Annotated in this window: 13 protein-coding genes and 1 pseudogene; 2 read left to right on the top strand and 12 right to left on the bottom strand. The window is 72.5% G+C overall.

The annotated features are described in order from the left end of the window. Positions 1-41 precede the first annotated feature (41 nt). The 8 genes and pseudogenes from mutM to rsmD form a co-directional block, all read right to left on the bottom strand. Positions 42-899 (bottom strand): bifunctional DNA-formamidopyrimidine glycosylase/DNA-(apurinic or apyrimidinic site) lyase, encoded by an 858-nt coding sequence (gene mutM / locus ACGFIE_RS14380; RefSeq protein WP_363679402.1) that lies wholly within the window; start codon positions 897-899, stop codon positions 42-44. A 265-nt stretch (positions 900-1,164) separates the two neighbouring features. Beyond that, positions 1,165-1,881: pseudogene (rnc, locus tag ACGFIE_RS14375) on the bottom strand (ribonuclease III); the annotation flags it as partial. Beyond that, positions 1,878-2,861: a phosphate acyltransferase PlsX gene (locus ACGFIE_RS14370; protein WP_363679400.1), complete on the bottom strand. Its 984-nt coding sequence runs from the start codon at positions 2,859-2,861 to the stop codon at positions 1,878-1,880. The pseudogene rnc and the gene ACGFIE_RS14370, both read right to left, overlap by 4 nt. A 114-nt stretch (positions 2,862-2,975) precedes the next feature. Next, the gene (gene rpmF, locus ACGFIE_RS14365; protein ID WP_030335284.1) at positions 2,976-3,149 is read right to left on the bottom strand and encodes a 50S ribosomal protein L32; all 174 of its coding nucleotides are present in this window, start codon (positions 3,147-3,149) and stop codon (positions 2,976-2,978) included. 5 nt (positions 3,150-3,154) lie between these two features. After that, the gene (locus ACGFIE_RS14360) at positions 3,155-3,718 is read right to left on the bottom strand and encodes a YceD family protein (RefSeq protein ID WP_363679398.1); all 564 of its coding nucleotides are present in this window, start codon (positions 3,716-3,718) and stop codon (positions 3,155-3,157) included. A gap of 110 nt (positions 3,719-3,828) precedes the next feature. After that, positions 3,829-4,326: a hypothetical protein gene (locus ACGFIE_RS14355; RefSeq protein ID WP_363679396.1), complete on the bottom strand. Its 498-nt coding sequence runs from the start codon at positions 4,324-4,326 to the stop codon at positions 3,829-3,831. Between the two features lie 217 nt (positions 4,327-4,543). Beyond that, positions 4,544-5,026 carry a pantetheine-phosphate adenylyltransferase gene (gene coaD, locus ACGFIE_RS14350; protein WP_110562457.1) on the bottom strand — a complete coding sequence of 161 codons (483 nt, stop codon included), beginning with the start codon at positions 5,024-5,026 and terminating at the stop codon, positions 4,544-4,546. Continuing rightward, a complete protein-coding gene (gene rsmD / locus ACGFIE_RS14345) occupies positions 5,023-5,586 on the bottom strand; it encodes a 16S rRNA (guanine(966)-N(2))-methyltransferase RsmD (protein ID WP_393294476.1) in 564 nt (187 codons plus the stop codon). Before rsmD ends, coaD begins: the two co-directional genes overlap by 4 nt. Positions 5,587-5,892: 306 nt before the next feature. Between rsmD and ACGFIE_RS14340 the strand changes: the two genes are divergently transcribed. Next, positions 5,893-7,416 (top strand): cell wall anchor protein, encoded by a 1,524-nt coding sequence (locus ACGFIE_RS14340; protein WP_393294474.1) that lies wholly within the window; start codon positions 5,893-5,895, stop codon positions 7,414-7,416. Positions 7,417-7,587: 171 nt separating this feature from the next. Here ACGFIE_RS14340 and recG read toward each other — a convergent pair whose 3' ends face one another. Beyond that, positions 7,588-9,786, bottom strand: coding sequence for an ATP-dependent DNA helicase RecG (gene recG, locus ACGFIE_RS14335; RefSeq protein ID WP_393294472.1), 2,199 nt, complete (start codon positions 9,784-9,786; stop codon positions 7,588-7,590). Beyond that, a complete protein-coding gene (locus tag ACGFIE_RS14330; protein ID WP_393294470.1) occupies positions 9,783-11,396 on the bottom strand; it encodes a DAK2 domain-containing protein in 1,614 nt (537 codons plus the stop codon). Before ACGFIE_RS14330 ends, recG begins: the two co-directional genes overlap by 4 nt. A 275-nt stretch (positions 11,397-11,671) precedes the next feature. On the opposite strand from ACGFIE_RS14330, the gene rpmB reads away from it, so the two are divergent. Then, entirely contained in the window at positions 11,672-11,863 is a 192-nt protein-coding gene (rpmB, locus tag ACGFIE_RS14325) for a 50S ribosomal protein L28 (RefSeq protein WP_007456456.1), read from the top strand. Between the two features lie 93 nt (positions 11,864-11,956). Here rpmB and ACGFIE_RS14320 read toward each other — a convergent pair whose 3' ends face one another. Both ACGFIE_RS14320 and ACGFIE_RS14315 read right to left on the bottom strand, forming a co-directional pair. Further along, entirely contained in the window at positions 11,957-12,418 is a 462-nt protein-coding gene (locus tag ACGFIE_RS14320; protein ID WP_393294468.1) for a GNAT family N-acetyltransferase, read from the bottom strand. 29 nt (positions 12,419-12,447) lie between these two features. Beyond that, entirely contained in the window at positions 12,448-13,380 is a 933-nt protein-coding gene (locus ACGFIE_RS14315) for a thiamine-phosphate kinase (protein ID WP_393294662.1), read from the bottom strand. Positions 13,381-13,482 lie beyond the last annotated feature (102 nt).

Here is a 13,482-nt window from a genome sequence, read left to right as displayed (position 1 = left end):
CGGCCGCGACCCGCCGGTGCCGACCCGGAGTCGACTCCGGGTCATCCCCGAAGGGCACCCCGAGGCCGGGGCTGGCAGCGCGGGCAGCTGTACGAGGAGCGGTTCATGAACGACTCGCGACGGATCGGCGCTCCGCACCGCCGGCACGGCTCGCCCTCGCGGCCGTAGGCGTTCAGAGCCCGGTCGAAGTAGCCGCTCTCGCCGTTGACGTTGACGTAGAGGGCGTCGAAGCTGGTGCCGCCCTCCCTGATCGCCTCACCGAGCACGTCGCGGACGTGGCCGAGCAGACGCTGCGCGGCCGGGCCGGTAAGCGCGTCGGTGGGGCGCGCGCCGTGCAGGCCCGCACGCCAGAGCGCCTCGTCGGCGTAGATGTTGCCCACGCCGGAGATCAGCGTCTGGTCGAGCAGTGCCCGTTTCACCTCGGTCCGGCGGCGGCGCAGCGCGGCGACGAAGGCCGCGTCGGAGAACTCCGGGTCCATCGGGTCGCGGGCGATGTGCGCGATCTCCTCGGGCAGGTCCGCGCCGCCCTCGCTGACCGCGAGCCCGCCGAACGTCCGCTGGTCGACGAAGCGCAGTTCGGGCCCGTCGTCGGCGAACCGGAACCGGACCCGCAGGTGGGTCTCGTCGGGAGTGCCGGGCGGCTGAAGCAGCATCTGGCCGGACATCCCGAGGTGCCCCACGATGGCGTCACCGCTGTCCAGCGGCAGCCACAGATACTTCCCGCGACGGCGGGCGTCCAGCACTGTGCGGCCGACGAGCACGTCGGCGAAGTGCGCGTCACCTGGGATGTGCCGGCGGACCGCGCGTGGGTGACGGACCTCGACCGTGGCGATCCGCCGGCCGGTGACCCACTGGGCCAGCCCCTGCCGGACGGTCTCCACCTCGGGCAGCTCAGGCACGACGCAGACCCGTCTCGCGGCCACCGGCCGCGGCCTCGGCGTCGCGCTCCTCGCCGATCCGGGCCGCACCGTCGCGATCGGCGGTCGGGGCGTCGCCGTTGGCCGAGGCCGGCGGCTCGGGCGCAGTCTGCTGGTCCGCGACGTCGGCCGGCATGACCTGCGCCAGGTGGTCGGCCTCCTCGGTCCGGGCCGCCTGCTCGGCGCTCTCCAGCGGCCCGAACGACTCGCTCTGGTCGTTCCCGTCCTGCTGGTCCTGCTGCTTGTTCTGCTCGTGCTGGTCCGTGAGCATCCGCCAGGCCGCCTCGGCGGCCCGCTGCTCGGCCTCCTTCTTGCTGCGCCCCTCCGCGCCGCCGTACCGGTTGCCGGCCACCACCACCCAGGCCGTGAACGTCTTGAGGTGATCCGGTCCGGTGCCCTCGATCCGGTACTCGGGCACGCCGAGACCGAGCGCGGCGGTCAACTCCTGCAGGCTGGTCTTCCAGTCCAGGGCCGCACCCCGGCCGGCCGACTCGGCCATCAGCGGGTCGAAGAGCCGATGGATCACGATTCCGGCGGTGTCCAGGCCGTACTGCAGGTAGATCGCGCCGAGCAGCGCCTCCAGGGTGTCGGCGAGGATGCTCGCCTTGTCCCGGCCACCGGTGGTCTCCTCACCCTTGCCGAGCAGCAGGTACGCGCCGAGGCCGTCCGGGCCCAGGCCACGGGCCACGTCGGCGAGGGCCCGCATGTTGACCACGCTCGCCCGCAACTTCGCCAACTGTCCCTCGGGCAGGTCCGGGTGGTTGCGGAACAGCGCCGTGGTGACCACGACGCCGAGCACCGAGTCGCCGAGGAACTCCAGCCGCTCGTTCGTGGGCAGACCGCCGTTCTCGTACGCGTACGAGCGGTGGGTCAGCGCGCGTTGCAGCAGGTCCGGTTCCAGGCTGACGCCGAACGCGGCTTCCAGGTGACCGACGGACGCCCGCCGCCGCTTGTCGTTGCTCATGTGCGTACCTCGGTGTCGGTGGAGCGGTCGGTGCGGTCCGTCGCGGCGTCGCCGTCGAGCAACGCGGAGACCAGTTCGGTGGCCCGCCGCCGCCACAGGTGGGCGGCGAGAGCGATGCCGGAGGCGACGTCGTCGGCGCGAGCGGAGCCGTGACAGACGACTACCGTTCCGGCGACGCCGAGCAGGGCGGCGGCCCGGGGCGCGCCGCCGCCGACGGGTGGGCCGCCGGCCATCGCGTACGCGCCCTCGATCGCCTTGAGCAGCACGTTACCGGTGAAGCCGTCGGTGACCACCACATCGGCGCGCGCGCCGAGGGCCACGTCGTACCCCTCGACCAGGCCGACGTAGCGTGCCCCGCGGGGCAGCGGTTCGACGGCGAGCAGGGGATCGGTGGCGCGGCGTACCCGGTCGCCCTTGCCGGCCTCCGTGCCGACCGAGAGCAGGCCGACCCGCGGTGCGACTACCGAGTGGGCCACCGCGGCGTACGCGGCGCCGAGCACGGCGTGCCGGGCCAGCGTGGCGGGGCGGGGCTCCAGGGAACCACCCACGTCGAGCAGCACCACGGGCCCGGCGACCGCGGGCAGGGTGGCGACCAGGGCGGGTTGGCGGATCTCCGGCCAGCGGCCGAGACCGAGCACGGCGGCGGTGACCGTGGCACCTGTCGCGCCGGCCGAGACGAGGGCGTCGGCGGTGCCGTCGCGGACGGCGGTGACGGCGGCCCGGACGGTGCTCTCCGCGCGGGCGGCGCTGGGATGGTCGGCCATGCCGACGGCGGAGCGGACCGGGCGGACCGTGATCCGGGAACGCTCGGCCGGGGCGAGGGCAGCGATGAGCGCCTCGGCGACCTCGGTCGGGCCGACGAGCAGCAGGTGCAGATCGGGGTCGGCACGCACGGCCCGCAGAGCGCCGTCAACCACGACGGCGGGAGCGTCGTCCCCGCCGAGGAGGTCAACGGCGATCCGCGCGGTGCCCGGCTCCATCGGAACACCGGCCGGGTTGGGCCGGCCGGTGTCGGAGGGAGCCGGGGCACCGGGCGAATGCCAGGGTGCGCGCGCCGCCCGACCTGGGGTCGGGGGCGTCACTCGGCGTCCAGGTCAGACCTCGAGAACCTGGCGGCCGTTGTAGGTGCCGCAGACGGAGCAGGCAGCGTGCGGCAGCTTCGGGGACTTGCACTGCGGGCACGCGACGGTCGCGACCACTGTCGCCTTCCAGTTCGCCCGGCGGGACCGGGTGTTGCTGCGCGACATCTTGCGCTTCGGGACGGCCACGGTTCTTACTCCTCTGTAACGGTCAGTTGCGACAGGCCCGCCCAACGCGGGTCGATCTGCTGGTGACTGTGGTCGGCCGGCAGATCGTCCCAGTGCGCCCCACATTCGGGGCACAGTCCTGGGCAGTCCTCCCGGCAGAGCGGGTTGGTCGGCAGCGTGAGCACCAACGCGTCCCGCAGCGCCGGCTCCAGGTCGATCAGATCGCCCTGCATCCGGCCCACCTCGTCCTCGTCGGTCGTGGCGTCCGTGGTGCTGTTCTCGTACGCGTACAGCTCCTGGAGCGTCACGGCCATCGATTCGTTGATCTCGCGCAGGCAACGCCCGCACTCGCCCCGGATGGGACCGGTGATGGTCCCGGAGACGAGCACGCCCTCGGACACCGACTGCAACCTCAGATCGAGGTCGAGGTCCGCGCCCTCCGGCACACCGATCAACTCCACGCCGAGGTCCGCCGGTGCCGGCACGACCCGCTGGACCTCACGCAACGCGCCAGGGCGACGCGGCAGGTCCCTCGTGTCGAGGACCAGCGGCGCCCTGGGGTCGAGTGTCGATGGCGAGTGCTTGGGCATAGTCAGACTCCGGCCGGTGAGAGGCCGACAAAAAAGGTTACCTGGGCGACCGCCGGACCGTCGAACCGGGGGGACGCCTGCGGTGAGAATGTCGGCTGGTGAGGTGCCGCTCAGAAGGGTAGCGGGCGTTCCGCCTCATCCCCACCGAAGGTACCGATCTCCCGCAGCGCGTGCATCTTGTCCCGGCCACGCTCTATCGAGGCGAGGGCCCGGGTGAGGAACTGCTCGAAGTTGGCCAACGCGGTGTCGACGTAGTCGTCGACCTCCTCGCGCAGGCGCTGCGCCTCGGCGCGGGCCTCGGCGATGATCCGGGCGCCCTCGTGCTCGGCCGACACGGTGATCTCGTTCACCGACACGAGGCGGGCGTGTTCTGCCTCACCCTCGCTGATGATCCGGTCCGCCTCGCGCTTACCAGCGTCCATGATCTTGTCCCGCTCGTCCAGGAGCGCGGCAGCCCGACGCAGGTCGGCGGGCAGGTCGGCGCGCATCTCGTCCAGGGCGGCGATCACCTCACCCCGGTCGACCATGCAGTTGTTGCGTGACATCGGGACGGAGCGCGCCTGCTCCACCATGGCGATCAGTTCGTCGATGCGGTCGAGCGGGTCCACCGGTACCTCACTCCTGTCGTTCGTCGGCCGACCTCCATGATGCGGGCCACGGCCGGGTTCCTGCTCGACCAATCATGTCGTGCCCGCCCCACCCACGCCCCCCTCACCTCAACCCGGCGAGTCGCGACATAGTCACTCCCCGCCGATCACGCACTTCCGATCGCGCCAAACTACCCGGAAAGGGACGCTCCGGGAGCGGTGGGCGCACGATCGACGGTCAGGGGCGAGGGCCCAGGCGGGCCTGGAGGGCTTCGCGGACCGGGTCCGGGACGTGGGCGGAGATGTCGCCGCCCCACTTGGCCACGTCCTTGACGAGACTGGAGGAGAGGAACGAGTAGAGCGGGTTGGTCGGCATGAAGAGCGTCTCGACGCCCGCCAGCCCGATGTTCATCTGGGCCATCTGCAACTCGTAGTCGAAGTCGCTGACCGCCCGCAGCCCCTTGATCAGCACGCTCGCCTGCTGGGCGCGACAGAAGTCGACAAGCAGCCCCCGGAACGACTCGACCCGTACGTTGCCGTACGAGGAGGTCACCTCGCGGAGCATGTCGATGCGCTCCTCGACGGTGAACAGGCCGCTCTTCGACTGGTTCACCAGCACGCCGACGATCACCTCATCGAACAGCCGGCTGGCGCGGCCGATGATGTCGAGGTGTCCGTTGGTGACCGGGTCGAACGAGCCGGGACACACCGCACGTCTCATGATCGGCGACCGTACCAAAGGGTGGTCTCGCCGTACCGGCGACTGCGCTCGGGGGTGATCCCCTCCACCCACTCGAACTGCCTGGTCCGGCGGGACCGCTCCACCACCACCAACGCGTCCGGCGCCAGCCAGCCCCCGTCGACGAGCGTCGTCAGCAGCGCGGTGATCTCCTCGTCCGGCACGGCGTAGGGCGGGTCGGCGAAGACCACGTCGTACGGCCCGCCGTCGGGCCCGGAGGCCAGCACCGTCGCCACCCTGGCGGTGACCAGGCGGACGGCGGGACCGGCCCGCAGGGTCGTCACGTTCTCCCGGATCACGCGTGCCGCCCGCGGATCGGACTCGACAAGCAGGACGTGTCGGGCGCCCCGGGACAGCGCCTCCAGCCCGACCGCGCCGGAACCGGCGTACAGGTCGGCGAAGCGCGCCCCGTCCAGGTCGACCTCGGCCTCGATGGCACTGAACAGCGCCTCGCGGACCCGGTCGGAGGTGGGTCGGGTGCCGGCGCCGGGCGGCGCGGCGATCCGCCGGCCCCCGAGCGTCCCGGCCACGATCCGGGTCACCGTCTCCTCCTGCTCATGGCCCCGACGCTACGCGACAGGTTGGACCAGCCGTCCGACACGGTCGGTACCGCCACGAGGATGACATGATCACTTTTCGTATATCAATGATCTCAAGTTTATAACATCCGTCTTAGCAAATCCTGAGCGCTGTATCACGCACGGCGATCTCGCTAGGGTCTGCCGGGTGCCGGCGGCCAACCCACCGGCCCACGGCTCGGGAGGGCGCCTCACCGATCGGACGTGCAGTGACCGTCCACTGTCGCTCCCGTGCCACACCCCTAACGCTTCAGCACTCCAGGAGTACCCGTGATCCGTCCCAAGCTGTCGCTCCGGCGACCGCTGGCCATCCTGGGAGCCGCCCTCATCGGCCTCACCGGGGTCGCCGCGGTGGCCACCCCAGCCAGCGCGCACCACACCGAGATCAGCGCCACCGCCGACTGCGACCGGCTCACCGGCGAGCGCGTGATCACCTGGAAGGTGAAGAACAGCGAAGACAACAAGGACGCGACCATCCAGAAGGTGACCTCCGACCCGGACACCCCGGTGACGTCGCTGGTCGAGGGGGTGAAGGAGGCGAAGCCGCTGCAGGGGCTGGTGATCCCCATGGCCTCCTCCAAGCTGGCCGTCCAGCGGGTGCCCGGCAACACCACCAAGGCCCACCTCCAGGTCTACGCCGAGTGGATCAAGGAGGGGAAGGTCACGGCGTTCCACACCGCCAACGGCGACATCGACCTCGCGGCCGACAAGGCCTGCACCCCGGCTCCGAAGTGCGTCGAGGTCGACAAGGCCACATACAGCCACACCTTCGACGGCCCGAAGGGCACCGCCACCGTCAAGCTCGACGGCGACCTGCCGCTCTGCGGCGACGGCAAGCAGTACTTCACGCTGGTGTCCTACTTCGCGCCGCGTCCGCAGTTCGCCACTCCGCAGTACGTCTACGGGACCCCGGACAGCAACTGGATCGGTGGCACCCAGACCGAGATCACGCTGAACGTCGAGATCCCGGACTGCCACACCCAGGTCGACCTCATCTGGGGCGGCAAGGACCAGGTCATCGACGAGATCGTCGACGGCGGCACGCGCTACGACAACAAGAAGCTCGGCTCGCCCGGCGCTCCGGGCAACCGGTCCAAGGGCCCGCAGGGCTGGTACAACGGCGGCAGCAAGAGCTGCGTCACCCCGGCCTCGACCTTCGCGTCCAAGTGCGACGGTTCGGTCGCCGTCTCGCTGAGCAACGACGGCAAGATCAGCAAGTACGCCGTCGAGTTCGAGGTCAAGGGCGAGAACGGCTTCACCAAGAAGGTCTCCGTCGCGCCGGGTAAGGCCGACACCAGCATCGTGGTGCCCGCCGCCGACGCCGGCAAGATCGAGGTGCTGGTCGATGGCAAGGTCATCGAGAACGGCACGTACTCGTGGCAGCGCCCCGAGGACTGCCCGCTGCCGGCCGTCACCACCAAGGCCGACTGCAAGGAGTTCGCCCTCACCGTGACCAACCCCGAGGGTGGCCTGCCGGTGAAGACCACCTTCACCTACGGCGACAAGACCGAGACCCGTACGGTCGCGGCCGGCGCCTCGGAGACGGTGACCTTCAAGGCCGGCAAGGACAAGACCGCTGTCGTCGCCCTGCCGGACATGGACCTGGAGCTTCAGGCGATCTACACGCCGGAGGGCAACTGCGGCGGCAGCGGTGGCGGTGGCGGCGACGAGCCGGGCCTCCCGGTCACCGGCGCGGCGGCGGGCGGCATCGCCGCCGGCGCGGTCGCCCTGCTGATCGCGGGCGCGGTGCTCTTCGTCATCGCCCGTCGGCGTCGGGTGACCTTCACCGCCTGACCTGACCTGAGCTGAGCTGAAGCCCGAGGGCGCGTCGACCACCCGGTCGACGCGCCCTCGGTCGTTGCTGCTGCGACTCGAGATCACTGAAACCGGGGTGTCCCCTTGGCAGGGACACCCCGGTTTCCTGGAACTGGAGTGGATCAACGGTCCAGGTCGGACCGACGGCTGTCAGCCCTTCTCCAGGTACTCCGCGCGGTCCTCGTCGACAAGCGCCGCGACCGACGCCGCCAGCGCCGGGTTGCGGGTCAACTCCGGGTCCTTCTCAATCAGGGTGATCGCCTCGGCGCGGGCGTCGCGGATCAGGTCGGCGTCGCGTTTCAGGGACAGCAGGCGCAGGTGCGAGCGGTGCCCGGACTGGGTGGCGCCCAGCACGTCGCCCTCGCGGCGCTGCTCCAGATCCAGTTCGGCGAGCTTGAACCCGTCGCCTGTGGACGCCACCGCGTCCAGCCGTTCCCGCGCCGACGAGCCCTCGGCGGCCTCGCTGACCAGCAGACAGAGCCCGGCGGCGGTGCCCCGGCCGACCCGACCGCGCAACTGGTGCAGTTGCGAGACACCGAAGCGGTCGGCGTCCAACACGATCATCACGGTGGCGTTCGGCACGTCCACACCGACCTCGATGACCGTGGTCGCCACCAGCACGTCCAGGTCACCGGCCGCGAAGGAGCGCATCACCGCGTCCTTCTCGTCGGCGGGCAGGCGACCGTGCAGGACCCCGATCCGCAGACCGTGCAGTGGCCCCTCGGCCAGCAGCGGGGCCACCTCGGTCACGGCGAGCGGCGGCCGTCGACCGTTGTCGTCCTCGGGCGGCGGCTCCTCGTCCGATACCGGGCCGTCACCGATGCGCGGGCACACCACGTACGCCTGGTGGCCGGCGGCCACCTCCTCGCGCAGCCGACGCCAGGCCCGGTCCAGGAAGGCGGGCTTCTCGGCGGCCGGCACCACGTGCGAGGCGATCGGCGACCGGCCCCGGGGCAGTTGGGAGAGGGTCGACACCTCCAGGTCGCCGTACACGGTCATCGCCACCGTGCGCGGGATCGGGGTGGCCGTCATGACCAGGGTGTGCGGCGGCTGGTCGGCCTTGGCGCGCAGGGCGTCGCGCTGCTCCACCCCGAAGCGGTGCTGCTCGTCGACGACCACGAGACCCAGGTCGGCGAAGTCGACGCCCTCGTAGAGCAGGGCGTGGGTGCCGAGCACGATGCCGGCGTTGCCGCTGGCCACCTCGCCGAGCGCCCGACGGCGGGCCGCCGCGCCCAGCGAGCCGGTGACCAGCTCGACCCGGGTGGCGTGCTCGGCGGAATCCAGTTCACCGGCTCGCCCGAGGGGCCCGAGCAGGTCGAGCATGCCCCGATAGTGCTGGGCGGCCAGCACCTCGGTGGGAGCGAGCAGCGCGGCCTGTCCGCCGGCGTCGACCACCTGGAGCATGGCCCGCAGCGCCACCACTGTCTTGCCCGAGCCCACCTCGCCCTGCAACAGGCGGTGCATCGGGTGCGCAGCGGCCAGGTCGGTGGCGATCTCCCGGCCGACGTCACGCTGGCCGGCGGTCAGCTCGTACGGCAGTCGGGCGTCGAAGGCGTCCAGCAGCCCGCCAGAGCGCGGCGGGCGGGGGCGGGCCGGCCAGTCGGCGGCCCGGTGCTTGCGCTGCACAAGGGTCAGCTGGACGGCGAACGCCTCGTCCCACTTGAGCCGGTGTCGGGCCCGGTAGAGCTCCTCCTTGCTGGACGGGCGGTGGATCTCGCGTAGCGCGGTGCCCAGGCCGACGAGTTTGCGGTCGGCACGCACGGTTGCCGGCAACGGATCCTCCGGCGGCGTGAACGTGTCCAGCACGACGCGTACGCAGCGGGCGATCACCCAGGTCGGAACGGCCGCCGCCGCCGGGTACACGGGGATCAGCGCGCCGGCGAACTCCTCGATCTCGTCGCTGACCGCCGCCTCGCCCTCGCCGCCCTCACCGAGCAGGACGTACTCCGGACCGTTGAGCTGACGCTTGCTCCGGAACTCGGTGACCTTGCCGGCGAACAGCCCCCACCGGCCCGGGCGCAGCTCCCGTTCACGCCACGCCTGGTTGCCGAAGAACGTAAGCGTCAGCAGGCCGCCGGAGCCGTCGCCGACGGTCACCTCCAGCAGGTTGCCCCGGCGTTGACGCATCGGCCGTACGGCGGTGCGCTGCACCTGGGCCAGCACGGTGACCTGCTCGCCGACGTCCAGCGACCGGATGTCGGTGTGCTCGCCGCGCTCGTCGTAGCGGCGCGGAAAGTGGTAGATCAGGTCACCCGCGGTGTGCAGGTCGAGGTGGGCGGCCAGTGCCTTGGCCGTCTTGTCCCCGACGAGCTTCTTCAACGGCGTGTCGACAGTGGCCGGCTCGCTCATTCGACCCCCACCAGGAGCGGATAGAACGGCTGGCCGCCCGGGTACGCCTGCACCTCGACGAACGGCCAGCGCCGCGCGACGTGCGCGCGGACGGCATCGGTGAGCCCGGCGGGGGCGTCCACCCCGGCCAGCAGGGTGACCAACTCCCCGCCGCCGCCGAGCATCCGGTCGACCACGGCGGCGCAGGTGTCGGTGAGGTCGGTGCCGATGAGGTGCACCTCCCCCTCGACAAGCGCCAGGACGTCACCGGGACGGCAGGGGCCGGCGACCGTCAGCGCCTCCCGGCTGGCGTGGCAGACCTCGGCGTAGCGGCAGGCGCCGGCCGCCTCGGCCATCGCGATCACGTCGTCCTCGAAGCGGCGGGTGCCGTCCCGGACCGCGAGTGCCGCGAGGGCCTGCACCGGCGAACGGGTCGGCACCACGCTCACCTTGATGCCGTGCCGATGCGCCTCGCGGGACGCCGCGCTGGCGACCGCCTCGGCGTTGGGGTCGTTGGGCAGCACCACCACCCGGGCTGCTCCGGTGCTGCGCACGGCGTCCAGCAGCTCACCGGTCGACGGATTGCCGGGCACCACAGTCGCGCCCTCGGCGGCGAACAGCTCGGCGAGCCCGCTGCCGGTGGCCACCACCACGGCGGCGCGGCCGTCCTCGGTCGGGCCGACGGACGGCTCCGGCTGGTCGGCGAAGCGGGTCACCGAGATCCGGTACGGGCGGCCCGCGGCGACCCCCGCCTCGACCGCCGCGCCCACGTCGTTGACGTGCACGTGCACGTTCCAGGTGCCGCCCGGTGCGCGCCCGTCACCGACGACGACGAGCGAGTCACCAAGCGCCTCCAGTGTCCGGCGCAGCACGGCCACCGCGTCGGGGTGCGCGTCGAGCAGGAACTGCACCTCGTAGGCGTACTCCTCGGAGCCGGTCTCCCGTGCGACGGTGGCCGCCGGGCGGGCGGTGCGCGGCGGCGGCGCGAGTGGGGTTGTGCTCTCCCCGGTGAGCACCTCGACCAGGGCGTCGAGCAGGACGCAGAGGCCCCGGCCGCCCGCGTCGACGACGCCCGCGCGAGCCAGGGCCGGCAGTTGCTCGGGCGTGCGGGCCAGGGCCTCGGCCGCCGCTCGCGCCGCGTCGCGGGCCACCGCCTTCAGGTCGTCGCTGGCCGCCTGCTCGGCCCCGGTGGCGGCCGCGGCGACGACGGTGAGCAGGGTGCCCTCGACGGGACGGCTGACCGCCGTGTACGCGGCGACTGTCGCGGCCCGCAGCGCGACGGCCAGGGCCCGCCCGCGCACCGCCGGCACGGCGACGACGGCGTCGGCGAAGCCGCGCAGGATCTGCGAGAGGATGACCCCCGAGTTGCCCCGGGCGCCGAGCAGCGCGCCCTGGGCCATCAACCGCAGGACGTGCCCGTGGGCGGTGGGGCCGCTGTCGGGGAGGGTGTCCAGGTCCATCGAGAGCGCCTGCTGGGCCGAGGTGAGGGTGAGCACCAGGTTGGTGCCTGTGTCACCGTCGGGCACCGGATAGACGTTGAGCTCGTCGATCTCGCCCTGGTGGCGCTTGAGCGCGGCCAGCCCGCTCGCACACCAGCGGCGGACCGCGGCGGCGTCGAGGGTGTCCAGCACGGCCAGAAGCCTACTGTTGCGCACCGACACGCGCCGGGCTCGTCCGGCGTGTCCGCCCCCGCCCGGTCCGATGGTGCTCCCGGCCCTGGTCGACGCCTCCGGTACGGTTGCCGTCGGGCCGGCCCACCGGCCCACCGGCAGGCCCGACCCGGGCCGGGCACGACCGCCCGACCGGGCCGGTTGGCCGGCCCGGCGAGTCATCGGGTAACCTGACCAGGTTGCCCGGGCAGCACCTGCCGGCGACCTCATGAACGTTTCAATCCCAGGAGTATCCCGTGGCTAGCGTGTGCGACGTCTGTGGCAAGGGACCGGGCTTCGGCCACAACGTGTCCCACTCGCACCGGCGGACCAACCGCCGCTGGAACCCGAACATCCAGTCGGTGCGTACCCCGGCCGGTGGCGGCAACACCAAGAAGTTGCAGGTCTGCACCTCGTGCATCAAGGCCGGCAAGGTCACCCGCGCCTGACGCGGCGGCACCAACTCTTCTCGTTCGGCTCAGCCGGCGGCCCCCTGCGGTCCGCCGGCTCTGTCGTGTCCACCCCGGGTGGGCACCGGCCGTTCAGAGCGTGCGGCCGAAGGAGAGGCAGCCCTCCGCGTCCTTGTAGAAGCCGAAGTTCGGGATCCGGTCGTAACCGGCGGACGCGTACATGGTGATCGCCTCGGGCTGCTTGTCCCCACACTCCAGGACCATCCGCTTGCGGCCCTGCTCGCGGGCCGAGCGCTCGACGGCCGCGAGGACCGTCCGCGCCACGCCACGCCCACGGGCCGCCGGGGCCGTGTACATCCGCTTCAGCTCGGCGGTGTCCTCGCCGTGGCTGCGCCAGCCGCCGCAGCCGACGGGCTCACCGGCCAGGTAGGCGACGAGGAACGCGCCGTCCGGCGGTTCGAACTCGCTGGCGGCGACCGGGGTGTCGTCGCCGGTACCCCCGTAACGGGCCGCCAGGTCCGCCAGCGCGGCCCGGATCAACTGCTGCGCCACCGGCGCGTCGAACCGCACCACCCGGATCTCGATCTCACTCACAGTGCCCAGAATACGGCGGGCTCCCGCCGTCAGCGGAAGTGGTCCCAGCCCCGGGGCCCGTCGTACGCGCCGCCGTCGACTGTCACCTCAGCACCCTCCGTCACCAGGCCGATGGGCCGCCACTCCGGCGGCAACGCCACCGTCGGGGGAAAGGTCGCGGCCAGCGCGTGGTCCTCACCACCGGCGAGAATCCAGGTGTACGGGTCGACGCCGAGCGCCTGCGCGGCGTCGGCCATCTGCCGGGGCACCTCGAACGCGTCGCGGCGCACGTCGATCGCCACACCGCTGGCCCGCGCCACGTGCCCGAGGTCGGCGAGGAGTCCGTCCGACACGTCGATCATCGAGGTCGCGCCGAGCAGGGCGGCCTGCGGCCCGGCCGGGTAGGCGACCTGCGGCCGCCGGTACGCCTCGACCAGCAGCCGGGGAGTGCGGAACCCTCGGGTGAGCACGGTCAGCCCGGCCGCCGCGTACCCGATGCGGCCGGCCAGGGCCAGCACGTCCCCGGGGCGGGCGCCGGAACGCACAACGGGCGCCCGGCCGCCGAGGTCGCCCAGCGCGGTGACCGCGATGGTCAGGGTGGGGCTCGCCGACATGTCCCCGCCGACCACGCTCGCGCCGACCGTGGCCGCTTCCGCGGCCAACCCGTCGGCCAGGCCCTCCGCCCAGCTCGTCTCCAGGTCGGCGGGCATACACAGGGCGACCAGCAGGGCTGTCGGGGTGGCGCCCATCGCCGCGATGTCGGCCAGGTTCGCCGCCGCGGCCCGGTGACCGACGTCCGCCGCCGAGCACCAGTCCCGCCGGAAGTGCCGCCCGTCGACGAGCACGTCCGTGCAGGCGACCACCCGGGCGTCCGGCGCGGCCACCACCGCCGCGTCGTCGCCCGGGCCGAGCAGTGTCGTCGGGCCCATCGCCAACCGGGCGGTGATCCGCCCGATCAGCCCGAACTCGCCGATCCCGGCCACGTTGGCCCCACCACCGGCGTTCCGCCCGTGCTGCCCGGCACCGCCGCGCTCGCTCACCGCTGCTCCTTGACGACCGATAGGGATCAGACCTGGTCCGTAAGG

Source organism: Micromonospora sp. NPDC049275, assembly GCF_043197115.1.
Lineage (GTDB): Bacteria > Actinomycetota > Actinomycetes > Mycobacteriales > Micromonosporaceae > Micromonospora.
The sequence above is the reverse complement of the archived record's forward strand: the minus strand, read 5'-3'. Positions and strand labels throughout refer to the sequence as shown.